The following is a 278-nucleotide window of genomic DNA, read 5'->3' on the forward strand; positions in this document are numbered from 1 at the left end:
GTCGCCGCGCTGCCCGGTGGTGGTTGGGCTGCGCTGTCAGCAGCCTCGCTGATGGGGGTGAGGAATGCCATCTACGGGGCACAGATGAACGCCGAACTGGCTCCAAGGCCGTGGTGGCGCCGAGCAGCGGCGGCGCAGATCACCATCGATGAGTCCGTGGCGGTGGCCATGGCACAGCTCGAGCCAACCGAGCGCCGTCGAGGGTTTTGGCTGACGGGTGTGGGCGTGTACGTCTTCTGGAACCTGCTCACCTTTGTCGGCGCCTTCGCTGCCGGGCG

General features: G+C 67.6%; 1 protein-coding gene. It reads left to right on the forward strand.

Annotated features, from left to right (window positions below; genetic code table 11):
• Positions 1-278 (forward strand): AzlC family ABC transporter permease (locus tag SM753_RS20465; RefSeq protein ID WP_323192916.1); only part of this gene is annotated, 278 nt, incomplete at both ends.

It is taken from the genome of Halostella sp. PRR32 (assembly GCF_034808085.1).
Taxonomy (GTDB): Archaea; Halobacteriota; Halobacteria; order Halobacteriales; family Natronoarchaeaceae; genus Halostella; species Halostella pelagica.